The 572-nt window shown below is 69.4% G+C and carries 1 protein-coding gene; it reads left to right on the forward strand.

Annotated elements, in window-relative coordinates; all coding sequences use genetic code 11:
- Positions 1-572 (forward strand): branched-chain amino acid transport system II carrier protein (locus tag C167_RS0100235; RefSeq protein ID WP_017516285.1); only part of this gene is annotated, 572 nt, incomplete at both ends.

Raw genomic sequence — 572 nt, forward strand, 5'->3', positions numbered from 1 at the left:
CCTGATCGTCCTGGTGATCTCGCTGTACCCGGGCAAGCTGCTCGATACCGTCGGCCGCTTCCTCGCGCCGCTGAAGATCATCGCGCTGGCCGCCCTGGGCATCGCCGCCTTCATGCTGCCGGCCGGCCCCATTGGCGTGGCTGAACCGGCCTACGAGGCCGCGGCGTTCTCCCAGGGCTTCGTCAACGGCTACCTGACCATGGACACCCTCGGTGCGCTGGTCTTCGGCATCGTCATCGTCAACGCTATCCGCTCGCGGGGCGTGCAATCGCCACGGCTGATCACCCGCTACGCCATCATCGCCGGCCTGATCGCTGGCGTCGGCCTGGCGCTGGTGTACATCAGCCTGTTCCGCCTGGGCGCGGGCAGCCACGACATCGCCGCCGGCGCCAGCAACGGCGCAGCCGTCCTGCACGCCTACGTGCAGCACACCTTCGGCTCGCTGGGCAGCACCTTCCTCGCCGTGCTCATCGCGCTGGCCTGCCTGGTCACCGCCGTGGGCCTGACCTGCGCCTGCGCCGAGTACTTCTGCCGGGTCCTGCCGCTGTCGTACCGCAGCCTGGTGGTCATCC

This window comes from Pseudomonas nitroreducens TX1 (assembly GCF_000313755.1).
GTDB lineage: Bacteria > Pseudomonadota > Gammaproteobacteria > Pseudomonadales > Pseudomonadaceae > Pseudomonas > Pseudomonas nitroreducens_A.